This window comes from Micromonospora sp. NPDC001898 (assembly GCF_042891255.1).
In the GTDB taxonomy this organism is placed as follows: domain Bacteria; phylum Actinomycetota; class Actinomycetes; order Mycobacteriales; family Micromonosporaceae; genus Micromonospora.
In genome coordinates this window covers 241,641-267,827 of record NZ_JBIATC010000006.1, presented here as the reverse complement: position 1 = coordinate 267,827, position 26,187 = coordinate 241,641, and the positions used below count along the sequence as shown (strand labels likewise).

Annotated in this window: 27 protein-coding genes and 2 pseudogenes; 14 read left to right on the top strand and 15 right to left on the bottom strand. The window is 73.4% G+C overall.

Translation table 11 applies throughout. The features are described from left to right. The first annotated feature begins 16 nt into the window (after positions 1-16). Positions 17-1,336 carry a D-arabinono-1,4-lactone oxidase gene (locus tag ACFYZF_RS16685; protein WP_387021085.1) on the top strand — a complete coding sequence of 440 codons (1,320 nt, stop codon included), beginning with the start codon at positions 17-19 and terminating at the stop codon, positions 1,334-1,336. Positions 1,337-1,406: 70 nt separating this feature from the next. Here ACFYZF_RS16685 and ACFYZF_RS16680 read toward each other — a convergent pair whose 3' ends face one another. From ACFYZF_RS16680 to ACFYZF_RS16650, 7 genes are all read right to left on the bottom strand, one after another. Next, entirely contained in the window at positions 1,407-2,372 is a 966-nt protein-coding gene (locus ACFYZF_RS16680) for a DUF559 domain-containing protein (protein WP_387021083.1), read from the bottom strand. 118 nt (positions 2,373-2,490) lie between these two features. Continuing rightward, on the bottom strand, positions 2,491-5,310 hold the full coding sequence (gene topA / locus ACFYZF_RS16675) for a type I DNA topoisomerase (protein WP_387021080.1): 2,820 nt from the start codon (positions 5,308-5,310) through the stop codon (positions 2,491-2,493). A gap of 404 nt (positions 5,311-5,714) precedes the next feature. Beyond that, on the bottom strand, positions 5,715-6,524 hold the full coding sequence (locus tag ACFYZF_RS16670) for a hypothetical protein (RefSeq protein ID WP_387021078.1): 810 nt from the start codon (positions 6,522-6,524) through the stop codon (positions 5,715-5,717). Continuing rightward, the gene (locus ACFYZF_RS16665; protein ID WP_387021075.1) at positions 6,515-7,057 is read right to left on the bottom strand and encodes a hypothetical protein; all 543 of its coding nucleotides are present in this window, start codon (positions 7,055-7,057) and stop codon (positions 6,515-6,517) included. Before ACFYZF_RS16665 ends, ACFYZF_RS16670 begins: the two co-directional genes overlap by 10 nt. A gap of 185 nt (positions 7,058-7,242) precedes the next feature. Next, complete coding sequence (locus ACFYZF_RS16660; protein ID WP_387021072.1) at positions 7,243-9,627, bottom strand: sodium-translocating pyrophosphatase; 2,385 nt, start codon at positions 9,625-9,627, stop codon at positions 7,243-7,245. A 363-nt stretch (positions 9,628-9,990) separates the two neighbouring features. Further along, positions 9,991-10,428 carry an ATP-binding protein gene (locus ACFYZF_RS16655; protein WP_387021569.1) on the bottom strand — a complete coding sequence of 146 codons (438 nt, stop codon included), beginning with the start codon at positions 10,426-10,428 and terminating at the stop codon, positions 9,991-9,993. Then, the gene (locus ACFYZF_RS16650) at positions 10,425-10,781 is read right to left on the bottom strand and encodes an STAS domain-containing protein (protein ID WP_387021069.1); all 357 of its coding nucleotides are present in this window, start codon (positions 10,779-10,781) and stop codon (positions 10,425-10,427) included. Before ACFYZF_RS16650 ends, ACFYZF_RS16655 begins: the two co-directional genes overlap by 4 nt. 133 nt (positions 10,782-10,914) lie before the next feature. Between ACFYZF_RS16650 and ACFYZF_RS16645 the strand changes: the two genes are divergently transcribed. The 3 genes from ACFYZF_RS16645 to ACFYZF_RS16635 all read left to right on the top strand — a co-directional run bounded on the left by ACFYZF_RS16645 (position 10,915) and on the right by ACFYZF_RS16635 (position 14,478). Continuing rightward, on the top strand, positions 10,915-13,371 hold the full coding sequence (locus ACFYZF_RS16645; RefSeq protein ID WP_387021066.1) for a DEAD/DEAH box helicase: 2,457 nt from the start codon (positions 10,915-10,917) through the stop codon (positions 13,369-13,371). Positions 13,372-13,397: 26 nt separating this feature from the next. Next, entirely contained in the window at positions 13,398-13,676 is a 279-nt protein-coding gene (locus ACFYZF_RS16640; RefSeq protein ID WP_387021063.1) for a hypothetical protein, read from the top strand. Between the two features lie 223 nt (positions 13,677-13,899). After that, complete coding sequence (locus ACFYZF_RS16635; protein WP_350884276.1) at positions 13,900-14,478, top strand: hypothetical protein; 579 nt, start codon at positions 13,900-13,902, stop codon at positions 14,476-14,478. 213 nt (positions 14,479-14,691) lie between these two features. On the opposite strand, the gene ACFYZF_RS16630 is transcribed toward ACFYZF_RS16635, so the two are convergent. The 8 genes and pseudogenes from ACFYZF_RS16630 to ACFYZF_RS16595 form a co-directional block, all read right to left on the bottom strand. Continuing rightward, a complete protein-coding gene (locus tag ACFYZF_RS16630; protein WP_387021060.1) occupies positions 14,692-15,075 on the bottom strand; it encodes an Rv3654c family TadE-like protein in 384 nt (127 codons plus the stop codon). After that, positions 15,072-15,470 (bottom strand): TadE family type IV pilus minor pilin, encoded by a 399-nt coding sequence (locus tag ACFYZF_RS16625; protein ID WP_387021057.1) that lies wholly within the window; start codon positions 15,468-15,470, stop codon positions 15,072-15,074. Before ACFYZF_RS16625 ends, ACFYZF_RS16630 begins: the two co-directional genes overlap by 4 nt. 38 nt (positions 15,471-15,508) lie before the next feature. Beyond that, positions 15,509-15,676 carry a DUF4244 domain-containing protein gene (locus ACFYZF_RS16620; protein ID WP_007074167.1) on the bottom strand — a complete coding sequence of 56 codons (168 nt, stop codon included), beginning with the start codon at positions 15,674-15,676 and terminating at the stop codon, positions 15,509-15,511. 47 nt (positions 15,677-15,723) lie between these two features. Then, positions 15,724-16,461: a type II secretion system F family protein gene (locus ACFYZF_RS16615; RefSeq protein WP_387021054.1), complete on the bottom strand. Its 738-nt coding sequence runs from the start codon at positions 16,459-16,461 to the stop codon at positions 15,724-15,726. After that, positions 16,461-17,249, bottom strand: a pseudogene (locus tag ACFYZF_RS16610) (hypothetical protein); the annotation flags it as partial. The gene ACFYZF_RS16615 and the pseudogene ACFYZF_RS16610, both read right to left, overlap by 1 nt. 677 nt (positions 17,250-17,926) lie before the next feature. Next, a pseudogene (locus tag ACFYZF_RS16605) lies at positions 17,927-18,982 on the bottom strand (TadA family conjugal transfer-associated ATPase); the annotation flags it as partial. Between the two features lie 30 nt (positions 18,983-19,012). Then, positions 19,013-20,464 (bottom strand): recombinase family protein, encoded by a 1,452-nt coding sequence (locus ACFYZF_RS16600; RefSeq protein WP_387021051.1) that lies wholly within the window; start codon positions 20,462-20,464, stop codon positions 19,013-19,015. Then, positions 20,464-20,799: a helix-turn-helix domain-containing protein gene (locus ACFYZF_RS16595; protein ID WP_387021048.1), complete on the bottom strand. Its 336-nt coding sequence runs from the start codon at positions 20,797-20,799 to the stop codon at positions 20,464-20,466. Before ACFYZF_RS16595 ends, ACFYZF_RS16600 begins: the two co-directional genes overlap by 1 nt. Before the next feature lie 319 nt (positions 20,800-21,118). Here ACFYZF_RS16595 and ACFYZF_RS16590 point away from each other — a divergent pair, with 319 nt between their 5' ends. The 10 genes from ACFYZF_RS16590 to ACFYZF_RS16545 all read left to right on the top strand — a co-directional run bounded on the left by ACFYZF_RS16590 (position 21,119) and on the right by ACFYZF_RS16545 (position 26,185). Continuing rightward, positions 21,119-21,382 carry a hypothetical protein gene (locus ACFYZF_RS16590; protein WP_387021045.1) on the top strand — a complete coding sequence of 88 codons (264 nt, stop codon included), beginning with the start codon at positions 21,119-21,121 and terminating at the stop codon, positions 21,380-21,382. A 77-nt stretch (positions 21,383-21,459) separates the two neighbouring features. Further along, on the top strand, positions 21,460-21,585 hold the full coding sequence (locus ACFYZF_RS16585; protein ID WP_387021042.1) for a hypothetical protein: 126 nt from the start codon (positions 21,460-21,462) through the stop codon (positions 21,583-21,585). A 33-nt stretch (positions 21,586-21,618) separates the two neighbouring features. Beyond that, entirely contained in the window at positions 21,619-22,458 is an 840-nt protein-coding gene (locus ACFYZF_RS16580; protein WP_387021039.1) for a hypothetical protein, read from the top strand. A gap of 166 nt (positions 22,459-22,624) precedes the next feature. Then, positions 22,625-23,014 (top strand): hypothetical protein, encoded by a 390-nt coding sequence (locus ACFYZF_RS16575; protein ID WP_387021036.1) that lies wholly within the window; start codon positions 22,625-22,627, stop codon positions 23,012-23,014. Beyond that, positions 23,015-23,206: a hypothetical protein gene (locus ACFYZF_RS16570; protein WP_387021033.1), complete on the top strand. Its 192-nt coding sequence runs from the start codon at positions 23,015-23,017 to the stop codon at positions 23,204-23,206. 82 nt (positions 23,207-23,288) lie between these two features. Continuing rightward, positions 23,289-23,912, top strand: a complete 624-nt coding sequence (locus ACFYZF_RS16565) for a hypothetical protein (RefSeq protein ID WP_387021030.1) — start codon at positions 23,289-23,291, stop codon at positions 23,910-23,912. Further along, entirely contained in the window at positions 23,909-24,223 is a 315-nt protein-coding gene (locus tag ACFYZF_RS16560) for a response regulator transcription factor (protein WP_387021028.1), read from the top strand. Before ACFYZF_RS16565 ends, ACFYZF_RS16560 begins: the two co-directional genes overlap by 4 nt. Then, positions 24,220-24,501 (top strand): hypothetical protein, encoded by a 282-nt coding sequence (locus tag ACFYZF_RS16555; RefSeq protein WP_387021026.1) that lies wholly within the window; start codon positions 24,220-24,222, stop codon positions 24,499-24,501. The genes ACFYZF_RS16560 and ACFYZF_RS16555 overlap by 4 nt, the downstream gene beginning before the upstream one ends. Beyond that, positions 24,498-25,370 (top strand): PD-(D/E)XK nuclease-like domain-containing protein, encoded by an 873-nt coding sequence (locus ACFYZF_RS16550; protein WP_387021023.1) that lies wholly within the window; start codon positions 24,498-24,500, stop codon positions 25,368-25,370. Before ACFYZF_RS16555 ends, ACFYZF_RS16550 begins: the two co-directional genes overlap by 4 nt. Next, positions 25,367-26,185, top strand: coding sequence for a hypothetical protein (locus tag ACFYZF_RS16545; protein WP_387021020.1), 819 nt, complete (start codon positions 25,367-25,369; stop codon positions 26,183-26,185). The genes ACFYZF_RS16550 and ACFYZF_RS16545 overlap by 4 nt, the downstream gene beginning before the upstream one ends. Positions 26,186-26,187: the final 2 nt, after the last annotated feature.

Genomic DNA, 26,187 nt, shown 5'->3' with positions numbered 1-26,187 from the left:
ACGTCGAGGAGCGCGCATGGCCCGCACCGCACCGCTCACCACCGCCGCCTGGACCAACTGGGCCGGCAACCAGCGCAGCACCGCAACCGCCATCCTCCGCCCTCGCACGGTCGCCGACATCGCCGAGGCCGTCCGGGCCGCCGGGGCGGCCGGCGAACGGATCCGGGCGGTCGGCAGCGGCCACTCCTTCACCCCCGTCGCCCGCACCGACAGCCGCCGGATGGAACTGACCGAATTCGACACCAAGATACTGATCGACCGGGATCGACTCCTGGTCACCGTACCGGCCGGGATGCCACTGCACCGACTCAACGCCCTGCTCACCGCCAACGGGCTGGCCATGCCCAACCTCGGCGACATCGACGCGCAGACCATCGCCGGAGCGATCTCCACCGGAACCCACGGCACCGGGGCCGCGTACGGCTGCCTGTCCACCTTCGTCGAGGCGCTCACCCTGGTCACCGGCACCGGCGAGGTGCTGCACTGCTCCGCCGAGCAGCACCCGGACGTGTTCGCCGCCGCCCGGGTCTCTCTCGGCGCCCTCGGGGTGCTGACCGAGGTGACCCTGCGCTGCGTGGAGGCCTTCACCCTGCGCGCCCACGAGCGGCCCGCCCCGCTCGCCGAGGTGCTGTCCGACCTGCCGGCCCTGATCTCCGCCCACGACCACGTCGAGTTCTACTGGTTCCCGTACACCGACCGGGTGCAGGTCAAGGTCAACGACCGGACGCCGGCCGACGACCAGCCGCTGCCCCGCTGGCGCGGCTGGCTGGACGACGACTTCCTGTCCAACACGATCTTCGCCGGCGCGTGCCGGCTCGGCCGGGCCGTGCCCACACTGGTGCCGACGATCAGCGCGGTCTCCGCCCGGGCGCTCACCGAGCGCACCTACACCGGCCGCTCCGACGCGGTCTTCTGCACCCCGCGCCGAGTCCGGTTCGTGGAGATGGAGTACGGCCTGCCGCGCGCAGCCCTGCCCGAGGCGCTGGACGCGCTGCGCCGGATCGTCGATGGGCTCCCGTTCAAGGTGCTCTTCCCGGTCGAGGTCCGGTTCACCGCCCCGGACGACATCTGGCTGTCGCACGGGTACGGGCGCGAGTCGGCGTACATCGCCGTCCACCAGTACGTCGGGATGCCGTACGAGCCGTACTTCCGAGCCTTCGAGCAGGTCGCCGCCGGCCTGGGCGGACGTCCGCACTGGGGCAAGCTGCACTGGCGCGACGCGGCGTCGCTCGCCCCGGCGTACCCGAGGTTCGCCGACTTCCAGGCCGTCCGCGCCCGCCTGGACCCGGCAGGCATCTTCAGAACCCCCCACCTGGACACCCTCTTCGACGCCTGACCGCCCAGGTCTTGGAAGAAAACGGCCCTTCCGGGGGCCGTTTTCTTCCAAGATCTCCTTGGACCTCCCGTCAGCCGGGCCAGCCGGCGGCACGCAGGGCCGCCCGTAGCTGGGCGATGACCTCCTCGGGGCGGGCGCGGACGGCCCAGGACGGGAAGCGGAGCACCCTGTCCCCATCGACCCAGAGCGCGTTCTGCCGGCGCATGTCGGCCCACGCCTGACGGGGGTCGAGGTGCTGCCCACCATCGATCTCGACGTGCACCTGCCACTGTTCGAAGTAGGCGTCGAGGTAGCGGCGTCGACCGGTCGAGTCGCACCGGACCAGCTGCCGGGTCGGCTCCGGCAGCCCAGCACGACGGACCAGGCCGAGGAAGCCGATCTCGGCCAGGGAGTGCGCGCCGCCGGCCGCATCGGTGGCGGTGGCCAAGATCAGCCGTCGGCGGCGCACCCGCGGCAGCCGGTCGAGGACGCGGTGCACCTCGTCGCCACCGACCAGACGCTGCTGGAAGCCGGCGGCGATCACCGCCCTGGCCTCCTCGTCGCTGCCGGCCCACCCCGCCGCGTCGACGATCGACCGGGCGGGCATCGTCCGGCGGGGTTGCCCGACGGCCAACACGTCCTCGTCGGGCAGACAGGTCGTCCGGTGCGCCGACACGCCCTGCGGCAGCGGACCCCGCCGGCAGGTGGCCGGCAGCATCAGGTGGATGGGTCGGCCGGGGAACCCGCGCAGACCACCCGCCTGGGCTGCGGTCAGCCCGCCGAGCACGGCCGTCGGCCCGGCGGCGAGCACCGCGATCCAGCGGAGCTGCTCGGCGCTCACCGGGCCGTTGTGGGCGACGAACACGGCCCGATGCACCTGGCGCCAGCGATGGGTGTCGACCCGATGCCGAATCGCCTTGCGGGACAGGTGCCGCAGCGCCTGACGGAGGCTGAGCACCTCCTCCTGGCGGAAGAGCAGCCAGGTCAACTCGTCGGCGTCGTCACCCGGCAGCGCCCGCCGCCATCCCGCCAACGCCCGCGATTCACGGTTCCCCACCCGACCAACCCTGCCGAACCCGCCCCTCCTCCCGCTGACCCTGTGGACAACGTTGAGATCTTGGAAGGAAGTGGCCCCCGGGAGGGCCGTTTCCTTCCAAGATCTGGGCGGGACAGCGTCAGTCGGTGGGGGTGGCGGCCTTTTTCGGGGCGGTCTTCTTCGCCGGGGCGGCCTTCTTGTCCGTCGACTTCGCCGCCGTCGACTTCGCCGCCGTCTTCTTCGCGGCCGTGGCCTTCTTCGCGGGGGCCTTCTTCGCGGGGGCCTTCCTTGCCGGGGCCTTCTTCGGCGCCGGGCCCTTCGCGCGCTTCTCGGCGAGCATCTCGGAGGCTTCCTCCATGCTCAGCGCCTCCGGGGTCTGCCCGCGCCGAAGGGACGCGTTGAACTCGCCGTCCGTCACGTACGGGCCGAACCGGCCGTCCTTGATGACCAGCGGCTTCTCGGTCAGCGGGTCGACGCCCATCTCCCGCAGCGGGGGCGCGGCGGCCCGGCGCTGGCGGGCCTTCGGGGCGGCCAGCAGGGCCAGCGCCTCGTCCAGCGTGACCGTGAACATCTTGTCTTCCGAGTCCAGCGAGCGGAACTCGTCACCCTGCTTGACGTACGGGCCGTAGCGCCCGTTGTTGGCGAACACCTCGACGCCGTCCGGGGCCGTCCCGAGCAGCCGGGGCAGGCTGAGCAGCTTCAACGCCTCGGCGAGGGTCAGCGAGTCCGGCGACTGCGAACGCAGCAGAGACGACTTGCGCTCGCCGCTGGCCACGTACGGGCCGAACCGGCCGGACCTGAGCAGGATCGGCTCCCCGGTGGCCGGGTCGTCGCCGAGCTTGCGCTCGCCGCCCCCGCCGAGGAACAACTCCTGCACCTTCTCCGGGGTCAGCTCGTCCGGGGCCAGCCCGTCGGGGATCGGCGCCCGGTCACCCTGGCCGCCGCCGCCCTCCTCGCCCTCCGCCGGCGCCGCCGGCTCGCCGCCGGGCAGTTCCCGCTGGAGGTACGGCCCGTAGCGGCCGACCCGGACGACGACCTCGCGCCCCTCCTCGTCGGCGAAGAGCGGGATCGAGTTGACGCTGCGCGCGTCGATCTCGCTGACGTTCTCCGTCACCAGCTTCTTCAGCCCGCCCGCATGGGCGATGGCCTGGTCGCCGATGCCGTTGGGGCTGCCGAAGTAGAACCCGGTGAGGAAGTCGACGGCCGCGTGTTCGCCGCCGGCGATCTCGTCCAGCTCGTTCTCCATGCTGGCGGTGAAGTCGTAGTCGACCAGCCGCGGGTAGTGCCGCTCCAGCAGGCCGGTCACCGCGAACGCCAGGAAACTCGGGATGAGCGCCTGGCCGCGCTTGGTCACGTACCCCCGGTCCTGGATCGTCTGCATGATCGACGCGTACGTCGACGGGCGGCCGATGCCCAGCTCTTCCATTGCCTTGACCAGCGACGCCTCGGTGTAGCGCGACGGCGGCTGGGTGTGGTGCCCCTGCGCGGCCAACTCGTCGGCGGTCAGCGGCTGGTCCTTGACCAGGTTCGGCAGCCGGCGCTCGGCGTCCTCGGCCTCGGCGGTCTCGTCGTCGGACGACTCGACGTACGCCCGCAGGAAGCCCGGGTCGGTGATGGTCTTGCCGGTCGCGCCGAAGTCGGCCTCCTCCTGCGCGGAGGACACCGCCCGGATGCGCACCGAGACGCTGGAGCCGACCGCGTCGGTCATCTGCGAGGCGATGGTGCGCCGCCAGATCAGCTCGTAGAGCTTGAACTCCTCGCCCGACAGCTCCTTGGCCACCTCGCCCGGGGTGCGGAAGTTGTCCCCCGCCGGGCGGATCGCCTCGTGCGCCTCCTGGGCGTTCTTCACCTTGCCGGTGTAGCGGCGCGGCTCCGGCGGCACGCTGCGCTCGCCGTACAGCTCGACGATCTGCCGGCGGGCCGCCGTGATGGCGGTCTCCGACAGGTTCACCGAGTCGGTACGCATGTAGGTGATGTAGCCGTTCTCGTAGAGCCGCTGCGCGGTGCGCATCGTCTGCTGGGACGAGAGCCGCAGCTTGCGGGCCGCCTCCTGCTGGAGGGTGGAGGTGATGAACGGCGCGTACGGGCGGCGGCGGTAGGGCTTCTCCTCGACCCGGGTGACCGTGAACGGCCTCCCCTGAAGGCGGGCTGCGAGCCCACGTGCGCCGCCGGAGTCGAGGTGCACCACGCCCGCCCCGGGCTTCACCCGGCCGGTGGTCGGCTCGAAGTCCTTGCCGGTCGCGATCCGGTCGCCGTTCAGCGCCACCAGGGTGGCGTTGAAGGTGCGCGGCCCCTCGCCCGGCTTCGCCACCGCCAGGGTGGCGAGGATGTCCCAGTACTCGGCGGTGCGGAACGCCATCCGCTGCCGCTCCCGCTCGACCACGATCCGGGTCGCCACGGACTGCACCCGGCCCGCCGAGAGCTTCGGCATGACCTTCTTCCACAGCACCGGGGAGACCTCGTAGCCGTACAGGCGGTCGAGGATGCGCCTGGCCTCCTGGGCGTCGACCAGGTCCCGGTCGATCTCGCGCGGGTTGGCCACCGCGGCCTGGATCGCCGGCTTGGTGATCTCGTGGAACACCATCCGCTTGACCGGCACCTTGGGCTTGAGGGTCTCCACCAGGTGCCAGGCGATCGCCTCGCCCTCGCGGTCCTCATCCGTGGCCAGGAAGATCTCGTCGACCTCCTTGGCCAGCTTCACCAGCTTGCTGATCTGCTGCTTGCGGTCGGACGAGACCACGTAGAGGGCTTGAAAGCCGTTGTCGACGTCGACGCCGAGGCGGGCCCACGGCTCGCCCTTGTACTTGGCCGGCACGTCGGCGGCGTTGCGGGGCAGGTCGCGGACGTGACCGAAGCTGGCCTCCACGACGTACCCCGGGCCGAGGTAGCCCGAGATCGTCTTGGCCTTCGCCGGTGACTCGACGATGACCAGACGGGTGGTCCTGGCGTTGCTCGGCACGTCTCCTGCGACCTCACTCCTGCTCGTGGCCGGCCGGGTCCGAGGCGCGGACCACCCTCGGTCCGCCGGAACCGCCGGCGGTCCGGATGTCCAACGTAACGCGCCGCCCACGTTTCGGGTTTCGCGGGCGGCCAACCCGCCCACCCGTTTCCCGGACACCGCTGACGGTCTTGCCGGACGGCGCCACCGTACACCGTGAGTAGGGTGGCGAGCGGGCCACTGTGACGATGCCGGCCCCTCGGCCGATCTCACCAGCCCGTTCGCCCGGGAAACCGACGGCCGAACTGTCCCCCATCGGACACCGACCACGCCTCACGTGCCCGCCCCGACGCCGATCATGGACTTGTGGCAGGCGGCTGAAGATGATTCGCCGCTTTTGCGAGGCGCCGCACCGGGAGCGGGGGTCAGGGATGGAGGGGCCAGGCAAGGGATGGGGCGGTGGACGGGGGGTCGCCGATCAGGTCGGCCAGGCGGGCCAGGCGGCGACGGCCGGTGATCCGGTACGCCGGCCCGCCCGCCTCCGCGTCGAGCAGCGCCGCCGGCAGGCCGACGGCGGCCAGGGCGGCACCGACCGGCTCCCGGCACGCCTCGTCGTCCACGCCGAGGCGGAGCAGGAATCCGGGCGGGTCGGACTTCCCGGCGGCGGCCACCCAGAGCCGAAGCCGCCGGCCGTTGAGGTGGAACCCGGCGGGTGGCCGCTTCACCGGACCGCCGCTGACCGGGCCGCCGGCAGCCGGGCCGCCGGCAGCCGGGCCGAGGGCCGGCGGGCCGAGGGCCGGCGGGCCGAGGGCCGGCGGGCCGAGGGCCGGCGGGTCGGGGGCCGGCGGGTCGGGGGCCGGCGGGTCGGGGGCGGCACGGGCGGGGGCCGGCGGGTCTGGGGCGGCACGGGCGGGGGCCGGCGGGTCGCGGAGCCAGGCGAGGGCCAGCGGGGCCAGCGTGCTGGCGTACGAGGTGCGTACCAGGTGCTGCTGGTCAGCGGTCGCCTCCCAGGTCGCGGCGAGCCCGCACCGGGCCAGCTCGGCGACGAGCACGTGTACCCGCCAGGCGGCGTCCACCACGACCGACAGCCGCGCGGTGCCACCCATCCGGACCATCTCCCCCGGGCCGGCGAGCAGGCCGGCCAGATCGGCGACGGACGGGTCCGCCGCCTCGGCGCCGAACAGGGAGAGCTGCCGGACCGGGTCGGGTGGTCGGTCGGGGGACGTCAGCGGCACTCCGGGACCTCGTCGAAGGCCTCTTTGAGTTCCTCGGAGCCGAGCCGGCTGGTGTCCAGGGCGCTGGCGTCGTACTCCTTGTTGAGCGTGTCCACGGCGGCGCGCACGCCGTCGTAGAAGGCGGTGGGATCGCCGGCGCCCAGGCCACCGATGGTGCCCCGGGCCCGGCCGTACGCGTCGCGCACCTTGGCCAGCGACGCCTGGAAGCCCTGCGAGATCTCCTCGCCGCGGTCGGTCTCCGGGACGCCGGCCTCGTCGACCTTGCGGCGGGCCGTCTCGCTGGCCTGCTCCGCGCCGCCGAAGAGCCGCACCAGGTTCTCCTTCGCCTGTGCCGGGGTGGTCTGCGCGGTCATCTGCTGCTGGGTGCTGCTGGTCAGCTTGTTGATCTCGGCGCGCCACGGGGTGAGCGCCTCGCACACCGACGCCGCCCAGGCCCGGGGGCTGGGGCCGCCGCCGCAGGCGGTCAGCATCAGGACGAGCGTGGCGAGGACCACCGTGAGCTTTCCGGCGGTCGCCGCCCGGCACGTGCGCATGCGAAGCAGCGTACGGCCTCCGCGCCGATGTGCCACCGCTCGGTTTGCCGGACTCCGGCCACCGGCCGGCCCGGCGGGAGCCCGACCGGCTGCTGATCTTGCATACGGCGCGCTGCCCGGTCGCTGGGCGGGGCGGGTTCCCGGCCGCGCCCATCGGACCGGCCGGGAACCCGCTGTGTCACCGCTCAGACGTTGACCGCCTCCGGCCGCTGGTCGGCGCTGCCGGCACCGGTGCCGCTGCCGTCGGTGTCGCCCATCGCGACGCCCTTGCGCTTGCTGAACACCACCGACGCGACGATGATCAGCGTAGCCACCACCGCGACGCCGATCCGCAGGCCGACGTTGCGCCCGTCGCCGACGCTCCACGCCACGACGGCCGGCGCGATCAGCAGCGAGACCAGGTTCATCACCTTGATCAGCGGGTTGATCGCCGGGCCGGCGGTGTCCTTGAACGGGTCGCCGACGGTGTCGCCGATGACCGTGGCGGCGTGCGAGTCGGAGCCCTTGCCACCGTACGCGCCGTCCTCGACGAGCTTCTTGGCGTTGTCCCACGCGCCGCCCGAGTTGGACAGGAACACCGCCATCAGGGTGCCGGCGCCGATCGCCCCGGCCAGGTACGCCGCCAGCGCGCCCGGCCCGAGGCCGAAGCCGACCGCGATCGGGGCGAGGATGGCGAGCAGGCCGGGGGTCATCAGCTCGCGCTGCGCGTCCCGGGTGCAGATGTCGACGACCTTGCCGTACTCGGGACGCTGGGTGCCGTCCATGATCCCGGGCAGCTCGCGGAACTGCCGGCGGACCTCCATGACGACCGCGCCGGCCGAGCGGGACACCGCGTTGATGGCCAGGCCGGAGAAGAGGAAGACCACCGCCGCGCCGATGATCAGGCCGACCAGGTTGCGCGGGTTCGCCACGTTCAGCGAGTTGAGGATCTCCGCGCCGACGTCGCCCACGCCGGCGTCGGCGTACGCCGTGCGCAGCGTGTCGGTGTACGAGCCGAACAGCGCGGTCGCGGCCAGGACCGCCGTGGCGATCGCGATGCCCTTGGTGATCGCCTTGGTGGTGTTGCCGACCGCGTCCAGCTCGGTGAGGATCCGGGCGCCGTTCTCGTCGATGTCGCCGGACATCTCGGCGATGCCCTGGGCGTTGTCGGAGATCGGGCCGAAGGTGTCCATCGCGACGATCACGCCGACGGTGGTGAGCAGGCCGGTGCCGGCCAGCGCCACGGCGAACAGCGACAGCGTGATGGAGCCGCCGCCGAGCAGGAACGCGCCGAAGACGCCCGCGCCGATCAGCAGCGCCGAGTAGACCGCCGACTCCAGGCCGATGCTGATGCCGGCGAGGATGACGGTGGCCGCGCCGGTCTGCGAGCTCTTGCCGATGTCCTGCACCGGACGCCGGTTGGTCTCGGTGAAGTAGCCGGTCAGCGCCTGGATCGCGGCGGCCAGCACGATGCCGATGACCACCGCGGCGATGGTCACCCCGCGCGGGCCCAGGGGCGGGTCCCCGCCGTCGACGCCGAGGCTCTCCCGCCACTGGGGCCCGAGCAGGTCGGCCCAGGTCGGCTTCAGGTAGGCGTAGGAGGCGATCGCGACCAGCACCGCCGAGACCAGGGCGGAGATGTAGAAGGCCCGGTTGATCGCGGTGAGGCCGTTGCGGTCGGAGGCACGCAGCCGGGTGATGAACACGCCGACGATCGCCACCAGCACGCCGATCGTGGAGATGATCAGCGGGAGGACCAGGCCCTCGTCGCCGAACGCGGCCCGGCCGAGGATCAGCGCGGCGACCAGCGTGACCGCGTACGACTCGAACAGGTCGGCGGCCATGCCCGCGCAGTCGCCGACGTTGTCGCCCACGTTGTCGGCGATGGTGGCGGCGTTGCGCGGGTCGTCCTCGGGGATGCCCTGCTCGACCTTGCCGACCAGGTCGGCGCCGACGTCGGCGGCCTTGGTGAAGATGCCGCCGCCGACCCGCATGAACATGGCCAGCAGGGCGGCGCCGAAGCCGAAGCCCTCCAGCACGGTCGGGGCGTCGCCCTTGAACAGCAGGACCACGAGCGCCGCGCCGAACAGGCCGAGACCGACGGTGAGGAAGCCGACCACGCCCCCGGTACGGAAGGCGATCTTCATGGCGCCCTCCCGGCCGCCGGTCACCTCCCGGGCCGCGGCGGCGACCCGCAGGTTCGCGCGGGTGGCCAGCCACATGCCGGCGCCGCCGATGAACGCGCTGAACCCGGCGCCCACCACGAAGAAGGCGGACCGACCGATCTTCACCGCGGTCTCGCTGCCGTCGGTGTCGTGCACCGGCAACAGGAAGAGCAGCACCACGGCGATCACCACGAAGATCGCGAGGGTCCTGAACTGCCGGAGCAGGTAGGCCGAGGCCCCTTCCTGTACCGCCCCGGAGATCTCCTGCATGTTGGTGGTGCCCTTACCGGCTGCCAGCACTGCCTTGGTCAAGGCGGCGGCGAAGACGAGTGCCACCAGCGCGATGACCGCGGCGATGACGACGTACGTCAGGTTGGCTCCGGTAAGGGACAGTGCGCCGCCCTCGGCGGCCAAGGTCCCGGACATCTGTGTCCTCCTGTACCGAACGCTCGCGCCGGCCGTGGAGACGCAGAGACCGACGCCTGGATGCGGACTCGCAAGTGCGCCGACCCACCCCAGCGGGCCAGCGATGAGCACCCATACCCGCTGGCTGCGGGAAGGATCACTTGCTGACAACCCGCGTACTGTAGCCCTCCGTAGTGCCGGAGGTCACATCATGGGGCACCGTGTCCGGATGATCTTCGTCGCTGTGTTATGCGAAAGAATCTGATATAAGGCCCGGGAACGACGGAAGGGCCGCCCTCCCGGTCGGGAGGGGCGGCCTGATCAGCGAATCAGTTGATTGAGCGGCGAGTCAGCCAGAGAAGTTGATCGACGGATCAGCGGGAGTCAGCGGCCCACCGGCCAGACCATCCGGACCTCGGTGCCCACGCCCTCGTCGACCGGGCGCACCTGGAGGTCCTCCACGAAGCCGGCGAGCAGGGCGAAGCCCACGCCGGTGGTCAGGTCGTCCTCGTCCAGCGACTCGTTGGCGAGCTGGTCGGCATCGAGCGCGGTCAGGCCGATGCTCGCCTCGATCGGCGCCCGGTCCACCACCCGCACCGAGTACGACCCGGTGTCGGACATCTCCACCAGCACCGGGTCGGGCACGTGGTACTGCCGGTGCAGGGCCACCGCCCGGGTGCACGCCTCCCCGATGGCCAGGCGCACCTCGTCGAGCAGGTCCTCGCGCACGCCGGCCCGCCGGGCCACCGCGACGCCGACCAGCCGGGCGGTGCGGACGTGCACCGGCGCCGGCGAGAAGGAGAGCCGGACCGTGGCCATCAGGCGCCGGCACCGGTCGGATCGGCCCCGATGGCCGCGTCGACCGTCGGCTGCAGCGGGAACACCTGGTCCAGCGCGGTGATCCGGAAGATCTTGAGCAGCGGCTCCTTGTCGCAGACCAGCGCGAAGCTGCCGCCGGCCGAACGCAGCCGCTTGAGCGCGCCGACCAGCACGCCGAGGCCGGTGGAGTCGAGGAAGTCGACCCGGCCCAGGTCGACCACGACGTGACGGGCCCCACCGTCGATCAGCTCCAAGAGTCGTTCCCGCAGCCGGGGTGCGGTGTAGACGTCCACCTCACCGCCCACCTCGAGCACCGTGTGCTCCCCCACGGCACGGGTCGCCAGCGACAGCTCCATCGGTCCTCCTCGCAAGAGTCGTAAACTCTCCTGGGCATCTAACCATCCCCGCCACCGGCGTACGTGAGGTCACCGGTGGAGGCTCCCCCTTACCCACAACCCACGCCAGTCAACTCCGAACACTTGTGCGAGAGTGCAGGACGTGAGCCCCGCAGCAACCGTATCCGCAGGCCGCGGGCCCGACCGCCCGCCGGTGGACGCACCGGCCGAGCTGCTGCGCCGGCTGCGCGCACGTACCGGCGCCGACCCGGTCACCCACGTCGAGCGGGTGCCGGCCCGGGCCGGGGAGCGGGCGCCGTGGCCCGAGTGGACGCCCGAGCAGCTGCGGGCGGCGTTCGCCCGGCGCGGCGTGGTCGCGCCCTGGCGGCACCAGTCCCGGGCCGCCGACCTGGCGTACGCGGGCAGGAGCGTCGTCGTCGCCACCGGGACGGCGTCCGGCAAGTCCCTGGCGTACCAGCTCCCGGCGCTGGCCACCCTGCTCGCCGACCCCCGGGCCACCGTGCTCTACCTGTCACCGACCAAGGCGCTCGCCGCCGATCAGCTACGCGCCGTCGCCGGCCTGGAACTCGACGGGGTACGCCCCGCCTGTTACGACGGGGACACCCCGCGCGCCGAGCGGGACTGGATCCGCCGGCACGCCCGGTTCGTGCTGACCAACCCCGACATGCTGCACCACGGAATCCTCCCCGGGCACGCCCACTGGTCCGGCTTCCTGCGCCGGCTGGCGTACGTGGTCGTCGACGAGTGCCACACCTACCGGGGGGTGTTCGGCTCGCACGTCGCGCACGTGCTGCGCCGGCTGCGCCGGCAGTGCGCCCGCTTCGGCCGTACCCCCGTGTTCATCCTGGCCTCGGCCACGTCGGGCGACCCGGCGACGGCGGCCGGGCGGCTCACCGGCCTGCCGGTGGCCGCCGTCACCGAGGACGCCTCCCCGCGCGGCGGGGTGACCTTCGCCCTGTGGGAGCCGCCGCTGCTGCCCGCCGACGCTGACGCCACCGTCGCCGACCTCACGCCGGTGCGCCGGTCGGCGCTGCGGGAGACCGCCGACCTGCTCGCCGACACGGTCGCCGCAGGGGTACGCACCCTCGCCTTCGTCCGGTCCCGCAAGGGCGCCGAGGTCGTGGCCGCCAACGCCCGCCGCGCCCTGGACGAGGCGGTCCCCGGGCTGGGTGAGCGGGTGGCCGCCTACCGGGCCGGCTACCTGCGTGAGGAGCGGCGCGAACTGGAACGGGCGCTGCTGCACGGCGATCTGCTCGGGCTCGCCTCGACCAACGCGCTGGAGCTGGGTGTCGACCTGGTCGGGCTGGACGCCGTGCTGATCTGCGGGTGGCCGGGCACCCGGGCGTCGCTGTGGCAGCAGGCCGGGCGGGCCGGGCGCTCCGGCGGCGAGGCCCTCGCGGTGCTGGTGGCCCGGGACGACCCGCTGGACACCTACCTGGTGCACCACCCGGAGGCCCTGTTCGGGCGACCGGTCGAGGCGACCGTGCTCGACCCGGCCAACCCGTACGTGCTCGGCCCGCAGCTCGCCTGCGCGGCGGCCGAGGCCCCACTCACCCCGGCCGACCTGGAACTCTTCGGCGAGGGCGCCAAGGAGGCGGTGGACGACCTGGTCGCGGCCGGGGCGCTGCGGCAGCGGCCGACCGGCTGGTACTGGCGGCACCGCGAGCGACCCGAGGTCGACCTGCGCGGCGAGGGCGGGGCACCGGTGTGCGTGGTGGAGGCGGCCACCGGACGGCTGCTCGGCACCGTGGACGGCGGCTCGTCGCACTTCCTGCTCCACCCCGGCGCGGTCTACCTGCACCAGGGCGTCTCGTACGTGGTCGACGCGCTCGACCTGGCCGACGGCTGCGCGCTGGTGCACCCCGAGGAGCCCGACTGGTCCACCCACGCCCGGGACGTCACCTCGCTGACCGTGGCTTCGGTGCGCTCGTACGTCGACGCCGGCCCGGTCGGGCTGTTCCTCGGCGAGGTCGACGTGACCAGCCAGGTGGTGTCGTACCAGCGGCGGCGGATCGCCTCCGGCGAGGTGATCGACACCCGGCCGCTGGACCTGCCGGCCCGGGAGCTGCGCACCGTCGCGGTCTGGTTCACCCTGTCCCCGGAGTCGATGACCTCGGCGGGGATCGCTCCGGCGGACGTCCCCGGGGCGCTGCACGCCGCCGAGCACGCCGGGATCGGGCTGCTGCCGCTGATGGCCACCTGCGACCGGTGGGACATCGGCGGGCTCTCCACGGCGCTGCACCCGGACACCGAGGCCCCCACCGTCTTCGTGTACGACGGCCACCCGGGCGGGGCGGGGTTCGCCGAGCGGGCGTACCGGACGGCGGCGCAGTGGCTCCGGGCCACCCGCGACGCGATCGCCGAGTGCGGCTGCGAGGCGGGGTGCCCGTCCTGCGTCCAGTCCCCGAAGTGCGGCAACGGCAACAACCCGCTGTCGAAGCCGGACGCCGTCCGGGTCCTCGACGTGGTGCTGGCCAACCTGCCGGCGGACCACCCGCCCCGGCAACCCGGCCCCGCCGACGCGCCCGACGCCGAGCCACCCGGGGACGGGGAGCGCGATCGGATGCTGGCGTCCGGAGCGCAGGAATAGATCACGGCCCGGCGGGGCATTGACACATGGGAGCGCTTCCATGCGCTCGCGCACCCCACCACCGCCCGAGCACGTGTTTCCCGCCGGAGGAGGAGTCGTGGCCGACACCATCGGCCGAGACCGTCGACCTGCTCTACACCATCGACCAGGACCAACTCACCCCCGACCAGCAGATCGCCCTCGGCAGCGCGCTGGCCGCGCTGGCCCAGGCGGAACGGCTGGAACAGATCAACGAGCGGCTGCACGGCATCCACCAGGTGCTCAACGCCTGGGCGCTCAAGGCCACCGTCGACGGCGGGCGCTGAGGCGCCCGGCCGTTGCTCGGAAACGGGCCCCGAAGCGCCCGGATCATCGGGCCGCACACCGGGTGCGCCGGAGCGGGCGGCCGGCGGAAGCCAGCCGGGGCGGCCGGGGTGGGTAGCCGGGTGTGGCCGGTGGGTGGCCGGGTGTGGCCGGGGTGGGTGGCCGGGGGCCGAACGACAGGTCGAGGGCTGTGCGACACTCCGGCGACGTCCTGAAGGAGATTTCATGCAGCTCGACGCCTTGCAGCACCAACGGCAGTTCCACATCCGGCAGCGGATTCGGATGATGGTCAACCAGTACCAGGTCCACGCCGTCGCCCCCGACGGGTCGGAAGGCGAGATGCTCGCGTTCGCGCAGCAGAAGCGGCTCGCCTTCAAGGAACAGGTGACCATCTACACCGACGACACCAAGCAGTACCCGCTGCTGGGCTTCAAGGCCCGCCAGCGGCTCGACCTCGGCGCCACGTACGACGTGACCGACCACGCCGGCAACCCGATCGGGCTGTTCCGCAAGGACTTCGCCCAGTCGCTGCTCCGCTCGACGTGGCACGTCGAGCAGGCCGGGCTGCCCCAGGTGACCGGCCAGGAGCGGAGCATGCCGGTGGCGCTGCTGCGCCGGTTCGTGGACTCGCTGTCCTGGCTGCCGTACCACTTCGACTTCACCGCGGGCGGCCAGCCGGTCTTCTCGGTCGTCAAGAAGTGGGGCCTGCGCGACCGGTACATCGTCGAGGTGCAGAACCCCCAGGTCGACCGCCGGCTCGTGATCGCCATGGCGATCGGCCTGGACGCCCTCCAGGGCCGCTGACCGTCGCCGCCTCCGGGGCGCGTGCCGTCGGCATGCGCCCCGGCCGGTCGTGATCGACCACGTCAGCGGCTGCACCACCAGCCCCGCCGGCTGGACGAAGACAGGACGTCGAAAACTGGCCGAGCCGTGCTCCGGGCGGGGTCTCCGGGCCCAACGCGACCACGGCGTCGACGGTGACGGTGCGACCGGCCAGGTCCTCGCCGCGTACCGAGGTCAGCCCCGCGCCGGCCCGGCACGGGAGGTCACGGTGGCGACCCGGGTGAGGCCGGGCACCGGGGAAACCGTCACCTCCGTCGTCACCACGGCGTCCAGCCCATCCAGACGACAGCCAGCCATCCGCGCCCCGTTGGCCCGTACGATCTCGTCGGCGGACGCGCAGGCCACCAGGTCGCCGGCCCGGCCCCGCCCTGCCCCGGCGAGCGCGCCGAAGTCCGCCGCCACCCGGGCCTGTTGCCGGGCGACCCGGGCCGCGCCGACCGCCGCCCCGAACAGGCCCACCACGACGAACACCAGCCCGACCGCGAGCAGGCACACCGTCGCCCCACCCCGCTCGCCTTCCCGCCGGGCAGCTCCGGCGCCCCGTGCACAGACCGTCACGGTTGCGGTCCCGGGGCGCCAGGCTCGACGGCGGCGACCACGGTGGCGGTCACGGTGATCCGGGGCAGCCGGGCGCCGAGGGCGCGTACCGGCGCCCGCACCGTCGCGGTGACCCGATCGCCGTCCGCCACGACCGAGACCTCGGCCCCCGCCGGGGCCACCGCAACGCCCGCCGGCCCTCCGGGCTGGCCCCGGGAGGCGGCCAGCGCCGCCTCCCGGGCCGCTCCCAGGCAGGCCGCCTTCGTTGCGACCGCGTTGACGGCGGTGAGCCCGGCCAGCAGGAGCAGCAGCAACGCCGGCAGGCCGGCGGCCAGTTCGGCCGTGAACGATCCGCGCTCCCGGACCGTACGCCGCCGCGCCGACGCGGGCGGCCGAACCGTCTCCGGCTGACGCACGGGCGTCCCCCGGTCGCGCCCGGCCTGCCGGCGGGTGGTCACTTCAGCGCCCGGTCGATGACGGCGGTCAGCGCGGACTGGACGTTGCCCGAGGTCAGCACCTTGAGCAGGATGCCGGCGAACGCGACGGCGGCGAGGGTGCCGACCGCGTACTCGGCGGTGTTCATCCCGGCGTCCCCGCGCAGTCGGGTGAGGATCTTGCGCATGCTTGTCCCTTCTCGACGGTTACCGCCGGCCGACCGGCCGGCGGCGCTCAGAGCACGTCGCCGAGGACGGCGACGATCACCGGCACCAGGCCGGCGAGAATGAAGGCCGGCAGGAAGCAGAGCCCCAGCGGCAGCACGATGAGGACCCCGGCCCGACGGGCCGACGCCTCGGCGGCGGTGGACCGGTCGGCGCGCAGGTCGTCGGCGAGGCGGGTCAGCGCGCCGGCCAACGCCGCGCCGCTGCTCGACGAGCGCAGCGCCGCATTTGCCAGCCGCTCGGCACCCGGAACCGGGACGAGGTGCGCCCAGGCCTCCTCGGGGCCGCCACCGAGCAGCAGGGTCCGGCCGACCCGGCCCAGGCGGTCGGCCAGCGGGCCGCCGAGCGCCTCCGCGACCGCCAGCACGGAACGGTCTACCGGCGCACCGGCCCGCAGCGCGGCCGCGAGCAGGTCCGCCGCGAGAGGCAGGTCGGCGGCCTCCCGGAGCCGCCGCTCCCGGACGGCGGGGGGCTCGATCCGGCGCAGACCCCGGTCCGCCGCGACGGCGACGACGGCGCCACCCAGGAACCCGGACCAGCCGCCGACGACCACGACGGTCGCCACCCCGGCGAGGCCCGCCCCGAGCCGGATCCGGTCAGGCCACCACACCGGTCTCGATCTCCCGGTCGACCCGGCCCGCCCCCGCAGGCCACGCAGGCGACGGGTGGCGCCCGCAGGCGAGCCGACGGAGAGGGCGAGCGCCGCCGCCGCGACGAGGCAACCGGCCGCCACCACCTGCCGGGTCATCAGCGGCTTCCGTCCGGCACCGCGCCGAGGCGCTCCGTCCAGAGCAGCCCGGCCGACTGGAGGACGGCGGCCACGATCGCGCATCCGCCTCCGACGGGCGTGTGCAGCAGGACCTCGACCGGGTCGACGCCGACCCCGTACCCGAGCCCGATGCCGCCGAGCGGCAGAGCCGCGAGCAGCAATGCGGTGGCCCGGGCCCCGGCCGCCTGCGCCGCCGCGCCGGCCAGTCCTCGGTCGGTGGCCCGGGCGTCGGCCTCGACGCGTTCCAGCAGGTCGGCCAGCGGAGCACCGGTCCGGTCCGCGAGCCGGATCGCCGCCTGGGCCAACCGCCCCAGCCGGTCCGGATCGGGCGCGGCAACGGCTGGCCTGCTGGCGTCCGGGGCCGGACCGGGGATCAACCCCGGATCGTTCGCCGCCCCGGACATGCCCGGCGGGCCATCGGGTGCCGGCGGGACTCCGACCGTCAACGCGACCTCGACCGGTGGCACGGTGGTGGCGGTCAGGGCGACCTCGACCGAGGGCAGGCGAGCGGTCAGGGTGGCGGCTGCGGTCAGCACCGGCACGCCGGCACGCAGGTCCGCGGCGAGGGCGCTGAGCTGGTCCAGGCTGTGTCGTCGGGCGCGCTCACCGGCACGCGCGAGGCCTCTGCGCAGCACCGCTCGCGCGGCCAACGTCCCGTACGTGCCGACCACCACGGCGGCTACGGGCCCGGCCAGCAGGCCACCCGCCCCGGCGCCCACCGCTCCCGCCAGCAGCAGGCTTTGCCGGGGCGAGGCGGACAGCCACCCGGGCACCCCCGGCCGACGGCTGCTCGCCGTGCCGGCGGGAAACCGCACCGGCGACGACCCGGTACGCCAGGTCCCGGCACCGGGGAGCAGCGAAGCCAACAGCGAGCCTCGCTGACCCGGCGGGGCAGCCTCGGACCGGTCCAGGGTGGCAGTGGGCCGGCGCGGGTCACGACGACCGGGCGGCCCAGACCGTCCGCCGAAGCCGAACGGGTCGGGCTGCCTGGACGGACCGGACCTCGGGGACGGCCCCGACGGGCCGGACAACGGAGACCCGCCGGAGAAGGGTCGTGGGCCGGAGCCGTCGCACGGGCGGGATGGCGGGCGCGGGCGGGACTCACCGGACGGGCCGGAGAACGGACGCGGGCCGGACGGCCTACCCGGGGCAGGGCACGGGCCGCCAGGTTCCCCCGGCACTGCCCCGTCTCGGGGGTGCCGCCCGGGATCCCGGGCGTCGCGGGGGTCACGCTGCCGGTTCGACACCCTGCCCACAGCGCGCGGCGCGGCCCCGGTGGGAATGCGTACAGCACCGCCCCGATCGGCCGGGGCAACGGGCGGCGACGGTCGGCCCGGGGACGAACCGAGTAGTCGCCGTCGCCGGGACCGGCTGCTGCGCAGCGGCCACGCCACAGCCGCAGCGGCGACGACGAGAAGGACCGCCACCAGCCAACCCGCCCTGGTCACTCGGATCCTTCGTGCCGGGATCCGCCACCCCGCACCTCGAACCGGTCGCCCCGACCGGAGCGGCCATCCCGATCGGGGCGCCCAGGCCACGCCTCGCCGAGGACGGGCGGGACGGGCACGTCCCGCTGGCGCAGCAGCGTGCCGAGGGCCGCTGCGGCGGAACCCGGCCCGTGGCCGCGTACCCAGGCGGGGACGACGGTGATCAGGCGGTCCGGCCCCTCGGGGAGCAGCAGGCAGACCGACTCCAGCACCCGGCCCCGGGCACCCCGGCGGACCTGGAGCAGCACCTGGAGCGCGGCGGCGACCTGAGCGTGCAGGGCGGCCCGGGGCAGCCCGCCCAGCATCCCGAGCGCCTCCAGCCGGGCCGGCACGTCGGACGGGGCGTTCGCGTGCAGCGTCCCCGCCCCGCCGTCGTGACCGGTGTTCAGGGCGGCCAGCAGGTCGACGACCTCTCCGCCCCGGCACTCCCCCACGACCAGCCGGTCCGGCCGCATCCGCAGGGCCTGCCGGACCAGGTCGCTGAGCCCGACCGCGCCGGAGCCCTCCACGTTGGAGGTACGGGCCTGCAACCCGACCACGTGCGGGTGCACGGGACGCAGCTCGGCGGCGTCCTCGACCAAGATGATCCGCTCGGTACCCGGGACCAGCCCCAGCAGCGTATTGAGCAGCGTCGTCTTGCCGGAGCCGGTGCCGCCGACGACCAGGTACGCGAGCCGGGCCGCCACCACGGCGGCCAGCACCGGCGCGACCGGCCGGGGAACGGTGCCCTGCCGGACCAGGTCGTCGAGGGTGAACGGGCGCTGCCGGAAGGTGCGCAGGGACAGGTAGGGCCCGTCCGTCGCGACCGGGGGCAGCACGGCGTGCAGCCTGGTCCCGTCGGGCAGCCGGGCGTCCGCGTACGGGGAACCGTCGTCAAGGCGGCGGCCGGCTCCGGCGGCGAGGCGCTGGGCCAGCCGGCGGACGTCGTCGATCGTGCCGAGCGGAATGGCGACCTGGCGCAGGCCCTGCCCCCGGTCCACCCACACCCGATTCCCGTTGACCAGCACGTCGGTGCTGGTTGCCAAACGTCCCTCAGGTGACCGCTAGCGCCACTGCACGTCGAGGCGTTCCACCGCGGGCTGCCGGTAGTACGCCGACGGCCGAATCGTCACCGTCACCAGCACCTGCCGCAGCGCCCGATTCCGCTGCTCGCCATCCATGGACGGCCACAGCGTCAGCATCGTCTCCCCCAGGGACACCACCAGCTCCGGCGCAGCCGTCTCGACCACCGCCCGGGCAGCGCCCAGGTTCTCCATCAGCTGCGCCTCGGCGGCCCGCAGATCGGCCATGGTGTCCTCGTACGTGCGGTCGTCCATCTGCTCCCGCGCCCACCGCTGCGTGGTCCGGGCCATGGCCTTGCGGGTGGCTTCGATCTCTCGTTGGAGAGTATCGGCGTCGGCTCCCGCCCGGACCGACCGAGCGAGGTGCGCCTGCCTGGCAGCGACATCGCCGCGAAGCAGCTCAATACGTGCGCGCACCTGCTCCAACAGGGCAGCCTCGACGACGACCAGGCTCGGGTGACCGCAACCTGAACATGGGCTCGTCAGTTCGAACTGGTTACGGCAGAAAATGCCGGGCCCACGGCTATGAGGACGGATGTTCGTGTGCCCCTCGCACACTCCGCACCGGCCGATCCCGGAGAGGCTGTAGCGCGCCACCTGCAGCCGGGGGTGGACTCTCCGGTCCGCCTCGATCCGGGCCTGGACCCGCTGCCACGTGTCCTCGTCAACGAGCGGCTCATGGGCGCCCGGGGTTTCGACCACACCGGTGGGACTGCGGGTATGCACGATACCGAGGTAGGTGCGGTTGGCGAGGAGCTTCTTCATGCTGGTGGCCGCGAGGTGGGTGCCGGTAGCGGCTTGAATTCGCCGCCGTAGCTCTCGTACCTGTCCACCGGCCGCGTAGTCGCGGAACGCCTGCGCGATGACGTGCCCGAGCACGGGGTCGGGCTCCAGGCGGCCATCCGCACCACGTCGATACCCGGTGGGCGGGCGGCCGTGGTGGCGTCCCTGCTCGGCGCGGCGGGCGATGGTGCCCGACCAAGCCCGGCCGATCTCCTTCGCCCGGTACTGGGCGATGTTTAGCAAATTGATGAGCATCATCTCCCCGGCGGGGGTGGATGTGTCGATGTGCTCGCAGGCGGAAATGATCGTGACGCCAGCCTCCGACAGTTCGCGGAGCACGAGCAGCGACTCCAGGACGTCGCGGCCGAATCGGCTGACGTCGTAGACGGCGATGGCGTCGATCTGGCCGGCGCGGGCCATGTCCCGGATTCGGTCGATGCCTTCGCGGCTGAAATGGGTGCCGGTGACGTCGATGTCGCTGATGGTGCCGACCTCACGCATGCCGGTGGTGGCGCGTCGCATGGCGGAGGTCTGCACGTCGGGGCTGTGGAAGTCGTCGCCGCCGCGACCCATCAGGGCGCTGACCCGGACGTAGAGGACGACGCGGGTGGGGCGGTCAGGTACGGCGGCGAGGGGTCGTCGGCGGGTCATCAGCTGGCGGCGCGACCTTCCCCGCGCTCCGCCTGGTCGGCGAGGTCGGCGAGGTACTTCAGGGTGGCGCGGATGGTCGCGCGCTCGGCCTCGCTCGCGTCTGGCGAGGCCAGCCGGCGCAGGATGATCCGTACGTCCGCGTCGAGGGCGTCACCATGCTTGGCACCGCCGGCAGCGGCGAGGGCGTGCGCCTCGTCGTCCCCGAGGGCCTTGGCGATGGCCTTGACACTGGCGACGGTCACTCCGTCGCCCTTGATCCACCCGAAGATCGTGGACTTGTTGATGCCGGCCTCTCTGGCGAGCCGCGCGACGCTCCAGCCGGGCCTACGAGTCATCCGTCTGAGGTAGCCGGCCCAGTCTTCGGCTGGCGGGGAAGCGTCGCCCATAGGCGCACGGTAGGCGCTTAACCAGCGGCAACGGTAACTTGGCGGCCGTTGCTCTTTGGCGACGGTCGCGATCACCTTCCGCCGTCGCCTGATCCAGTCGGCTTCCTCCGCGTTCACGCGCTGCGGCATGGCTTTCCGCCCTCCTCTGAGTGTTGCCTGCCGGCAACGATAGGACATCGGGGAGGCTGAGGGGTACCCATCCGTTCGGCTGATATCGGCGGGTTTTCGCGTCGGGTGTTGCGTTGCCTAAAGCCAACGGTCTACGGTCGTGACCATGCAAGCGACGGGAAAGAACGATGCAGCGTTGCCTTCCGGCAACGACATACGGCTGCGGGTCGAGGTGTACGACGCCCTGGCCGAAAAGCGAGGGCTGACCTCGGTCACGGGGCAAGCCGAACGGCACGGCATCGGCCGCACGCACATGTCCCTGATCCGCGCCGGGCGCAAGGGCGTGAGCCTGCCTCTGGCAATGCGGATGGCGAGTGACCTCGGGACGACCGTCGAGGCGCTGTTCGGGCGGGTGGCGGCATGACGCACCCGCCGTCCGGGCCCTCGCAGCCCCCGCGCCCGTCCGGGCCGAAGCTCCCGAAGGCCTGCACCCACCCACTGGTGACGCGTCTGGACCCGGACAGCCCCGAGGGGCGCCGGATCGCCAACGACCTGTCGCAGGTCCTCGCCCAGATCCAGCTCGAAATTCAGCGCCGCGAAGCGGGCGCGAAGCAGCTGGCGGCCTGACCCCCTCGCCCCGCCCCGACCGAAAGGACTCTCGTGACCATCCTCGACCAGGCGCTCGTCGAGTCGCGCACCCTCCGCGCGCAGCACTCAACCCGCACCGACGTCCTCGACCGGGTGAAGGCCCTAAGCCTGCTCCCGGACAACACCCACGCCACGATCGAAATCACCGCCGGCTTCTACGAGGTCGACGTCGACGCGATCGAGAGCGTCGTCCGCCGCAACCGCGACGAGCTGACCGAGAACGGCCTTCGGGTCCTGCGTGGGCAGGAGTACCGGGACTTTGCGTCCGTCACTCTGACGGACGCAAACCCGCGTGCCCGCAACCTGACCCTGTTCACCCGGCGCACCGTGCTCAACGTCGGGCAGCTCCTCACCGGCAGCCCGGTCGCCGAGCGGGTCCGCCGGTACCTCCTCGACGTGGAGGAGATCGCCCCCGCCGAGCTGCGGATTACCGCGATCGAGCGGGCCGCGATCTCCCGCGCCCAGCTCCACATGATTTCCGCCGCCGAGGGACTCCTCGACGCGACGTGGCTCAAGGCCAAAGCGCGGGTGGTGCTGGCGCGGGGTCTCGGCGAGGAGCCGGAGATCGACCCGGCCGACCAGCCGCTGTACGTGCCCGACTACCTGCGGGCGAAGGGCGTCACCGCGAAGCGGGACCTGGCCTCGATCCAGTCGTGGTTCGGCCGCCGGGTCGCCTCGCTGGCGGAGGCCTCGGGGCTGGACCTGCCGGAGAAGCGCACCTCTGAGCTGCCCAACGGCACCCTGCGCGAGACGTTGGCCTGGACGGAGCGGCACCGGCCGCTGTTCGACGAGGTGTGGACCCGCTGGTACGCGGCCGACTACGACCCGCCGATGGCGCTGATGTCCGCATGAGCGCCAAGCCGTCCACGCCCGCCCCGGTTCAGCCGGGCCGTCCGGGCCAGTCGGGGCCGAACAGCCCGAAGCCGACGCCGCGCAGCGCCTGACGCAAGCGAGTCCCCGCCGCAGGCACGGCAGGGACTCAACACCCGGACCACCAACCGCGAAGCAAGGAGTCCAGATGCAACTGCAGACCCTACCGGAGCCGGACCTGCCTCCGGCGCGCCCAGTGCGCCCGATGGGCCCGACGCCCGGCACCGGCAGCGGCTCGCGCCCCGGCCCCGACGTCCGCCCCATCCGTCCCGTCTTCCCCGCCGCCGTCCGGCTCATCCCCATCACCAAGGCGGAGACCATGACCCACCCGTTCACCCTCGCCGACGACCCGGACTTCCCGCGGGGCGTCGACCCGGCGCTGCTCGGCGGGTACGTCGAGATCACCCCCGACACGGTCGGCCTCGGTGACGACCCGGTCGCGCACGCCCTGTGGGCGTTGCGCCGGCTCGACGCCGGCCAGCTCGCCGAGGTGTTCGCCTACTACCGGCCGGCGGTCGGCCTGCGGGCGGTGGCGTAGATGGCCGCCCTCGCCCTGCTCCTCGGCCTGCTCGTCGGCGCGGTCGCCGGCTACGCCCTCGACCGCCGCCGGGTGCGCGGCCTCGTCGACCAGATGTACGCCGCCGACACCGCCTGCACCGGCCAGCACCGGCTGACCGTCCTCGCCAGCTACGCCGCCCGGCTGCACATCCGCCCCCGGGACGCCCGGTGACCCGCCGCCGCGCCTGGGGCCTCGCCGCCCTCACCGCCCTCGCACTCTGGGCCGCCCTCGCCCTCCTGATCGGAGCAGCAGCATGACCACCACGACCACGACCACCCCGCTCGACCTCGACGCCATCCGCCTCCGCGAGCAGGCCGCCACCAGCGGCCCGTGGACCCTCCGCGACGGCTTCGGGCCGCTCATCAACGGCACCACGCGCTTCGGGCGCATCGCCAACGCCGAGCACCAGACCGTGATCGAGGAGCCGTATAGCGGGCGGGATCTCGGCGCGACCCAGGCCGACGCCGAGTTCATCGCCGCCGCCCGGCAGGACATCCCCGATCTGCTCGCCGAGGTGGACCGGCTTCACACCGAGAACCTCCGGATGACCGAGGCCGCCGCGTCCGACGTCCGCCGGGTCCGGGAGCTCGTCACCGACATGGCGGGAGAGACCAACGGCCTGGCCTGCCAGGTGGCGTCCCTCACCGCCGAGCTGGAGCAGGTGCGCAAGGTCGCCATGCTCTACCGCGCCAGCATGGTCGGCCAGCACGACTGGGCCGGACACCTCATCGAGGGCAACTGCGGCCCATGCCAGCGGGCCATGGACGAGGTCGACGGCAGCCTCGCCTGCGAGGCGTACCAGCAGTGGCAGGCCGAGTACGTGGCCGCGATCGGCACCCACCTGCCGCAGCCGGCCGCCGAGGCGGTCGCCCGGTGAGCACCGCCGTCGACACCCAGCAGCTCGCGACCGTGCCGGCCCCCACTGCGGGGCCGGCCCCGGCCGACATCACCCCGACGGACCTCCGGGCCCTCGCCCTGGTCGCCGAAGGCCGCAGCATGCGGCAGATCGGCCGGCAGCTCGGCTGCACCCCCGGCGCCGTCCAGACCCGACTGTGGCGGCTCCGCCAGCGCATCGACGCCCGCAGCCCCGCCCACGCCGTCGCGATCGCCTACCGCACCGGCCTGCTCCCCATCACCGACATGCAGGCCGGCCGGACCACCACCGGCACCCGAGAGGAGCAGGCATGACCGCCCCCACCCTGCTCGGCAGCACCTGCGTCACCTGGGTTGGCACCAGCGCGTGCGGCAGCACCGACGGCGTCCGGCCGTACCTCCAAGGGCCCACCTGCACCGGCCACGCCACCCCAGGCGACGACAGCCCCGGCCGGCTCTGCCCCGTCTGCGGCAGGTACCTCGACCCCGCCGCCGCAGCCGGACCCGACGGGCAGCCCGGCGTCTGGGACCGGCACCCCGGGTGCGAGGCCGGCGGGCAGCAACTCCGACTCATCAAGGGAGGCCGACGGTGACCACCACCACGCCGCTGGTTGTCACCGAGCCCGGCATCCACCCGGACATGTCGGAGTCCGCCTACCACCGTGACCCGGTGCCCGCGGGCAGCCTCTCGTCGACCGGCGCCCGGAAGCTCCTCCCGCCGTCGTGCCCCGCCAAGTTCCGGCACTGGCTCGACCACCCCGACCCGCCCAAGGACGCCTTCGACCTCGGCCACGCCGCGCACCTCAAGGTCCTCGGCCGCGGACTCAACCTCGCCGTCGTTGACGCCGCCGACTGGCGGACCAAGGCAGCGAAGGAAGCCAAGGCCGCCGCCTACGCCGCCGGGCAGGTGCCGCTCCTCATCGCCGACCACCAGCGCGTCGAGAACATGGCCGCCGCCATCCGCCGTCACCCGATCGCCGGCCCGCTCCTCGCCCCCGACTCCGGCCAGCCGGAAGTGTCCGTGTTCTGGATCGACCCGGCCACCGGAATGTGGTGCCGGGCCCGGTACGACTTCCTGCGCCACCCGGTGCCCGGCCGCCGGCGGATCGTCGTCGACTACAAGACCACCCCCGACGCCAGCCTGGAGCACATCCAGCGGGCCATCCACCGGTTCGGCTACCACCAGCAGGGCGGCCACTACCTCGACGGGGCGGTCCACCTCGGCCTGGCCGACGACCCCGCGTTCGTCCTCGTCTTCCAAGAGACCGAGCCGCCGCACCTGATCACCGTCGTGCAGCCCGACCCGGTCGCCCTGCGCATCGGCCGGGACCTCAACCGGCAGGCCCTGGAGGTCTACGCCGAGTGCACCCGCACCGGTCTGTGGCCCGACCACTCCGACGACATCGAACCCGTCGCCCTGCCCGCCTGGGTGGAGCGCCAGCACACCAAGGAGATCTGGTGACCAACGCCATCGACCGCATCACCACCCCCCACCTGCCCACCCCCGGACACCTCGGCCAGGCCACCGCCATCGAGCAATCCCGCGCCGTCGCCGAAGTCCAGGCCGCCGTCGTCGCCGCCAAGCAGATGCCCCGCGACGTCGACCGGGCCTTCGCCGACATGCGCCGGTCCTGCGCCCAGCCCACCCTGGCCGGCCGCGCGTTCTTCTCCTTCCCCCGCTCCGGCGAAACCGTCTCCGGGCCGTCGATCCACCTCGCCAGGGAACTGGCCCGCTGCTGGGGCAACATCCAGTACGGGGTCGCCGAGCTGCGCCGCGACGACGCCGCCGGCATCAGCGAGATGCAGGCGTTCGCCTGGGACGTAGAGACCAACACCCGCAGCGCCGCCATCTTCATCGTCCCGCACCGCAAGGACACCAAGCGGGGCGTCAAGGACATCACCGACCTGCGCGACGTCTACGAGAACAACGCCAACCAGGGCGCCCGCCGGGTCCGCGAGGCCATCTTCGCCGTCCTGCCGCAGTGGTTCACCGAAGAGGCCCAGAACCTGTGCCGGGCCACCCTCGCCGGCCCGGCCCCCGACCTCGGCAAGAAGATCGACGCCGCCGTCCAGGCGTACAGCAAGCGCGGTATCACCGCCGGCCAGCTCGAGGAGAAACTCGGCGTCCGCCGCGCCGACTGGGGCGGCGAGGAGTTCGCGCAGCTCGACATCCTGTTCGGCTCCCTGCGCCGGGGCGAGATCACCCAGGACGAGGCGTTCCCGCCCGCCCGCGTCACCGCCGCCGACGTCACCGCCGCCCCCGCCGAGGCGGCCTGACC